Annotated in this window: 1 pseudogene; it reads left to right on the top strand. The window is 48.7% G+C overall.

Going from position 1 to position 271, the window contains the following annotated elements:
- Window positions 1-100: 100 nt before the first annotated feature.
- Window positions 101-208, top strand: a pseudogene (locus tag HMPREF2954_RS11935) (IS481 family transposase); the annotation flags it as partial.
- Window positions 209-271: the final 63 nt, after the last annotated feature.

Here is a 271-nt window from a genome sequence, read left to right as displayed (position 1 = left end):
GCCTTTTTCTGTTATGGAAAGTTGCACTTCAAATCCGAATCCGCCGAATACTGAAACATGAACGCACAAAAACACCCGCCTCACTCTATACCACCAAGACATTTGGCAGGCCTACACACAAGGGAAGGAAAGCGTTACCTCCCTGGCACGCCGCTACCAAGTCAGCCGTATCACCATCTACAGCGCACTTAAGGCCGAAAGGGGTAAGTAACAATATTGTACGAATCGCCGAAACGTTACATTGTCTTTCCCTACCCTGTTCCACGGTAAC

Origin of the sequence: Neisseria sp. HMSC067H09, from assembly GCF_001814135.1 — a bacterium.
Lineage (GTDB): Bacteria > Pseudomonadota > Gammaproteobacteria > Burkholderiales > Neisseriaceae > Neisseria.
The sequence above is the reverse complement of the archived record's forward strand: the minus strand, read 5'-3'. Positions and strand labels throughout refer to the sequence as shown.